Source organism: Vibrio sp. 1288 (assembly GCF_033344475.1).
The window spans coordinates 273-602 of the sequence record NZ_JAWPOX010000789.1; the positions used below are offsets into that span (position 1 = coordinate 273).

1 protein-coding gene and 1 pseudogene are annotated in these 330 nt (G+C 51.2%); both read right to left on the minus strand.

Annotation, left to right across the window (positions count from 1 at the left end; genetic code table 11):
- Positions 1 to 220 (minus strand): annotated as a pseudogene (locus tag R8O11_RS29385) (energy transducer TonB); the annotation flags it as partial.
- Positions 220 to 330, minus strand: a 111-nt coding sequence (locus R8O11_RS29390; RefSeq protein WP_412035094.1) for an ExbD/TolR family protein, incomplete at its 5' end; no start/stop codon positions are given. The pseudogene R8O11_RS29385 and the gene R8O11_RS29390, both read right to left, overlap by 1 nt.

Genomic DNA, 330 nt, shown 5'->3' on the forward strand with positions numbered 1-330 from the left:
CCATCGGCTCTGGTGCTTGAGGTGGCTCTGGCTGCTCTGGTACTGAACGTTGACGACGCTGCACATCGGCATCGTTTTCAACCATGACCATATCAAAACGCACTGCCTCAGACGGTTTTGGTGCGCGTTGATTGCCGTTATCGACCATCCACGCCATAAAGCTAAACAAACTCACGGCGATCAATAATGACGCTGGTAACGCAATTAACAGCCTACCCATTAAGGTTTCTCCGCTGCCAGTGCAATGTTCTTCACGCCAGCACCTTTAGCGGCATCCATCACTTTCACAACGGTGCCGTTGTAAGCGTGTTCATCAGCCTGAATCACTAC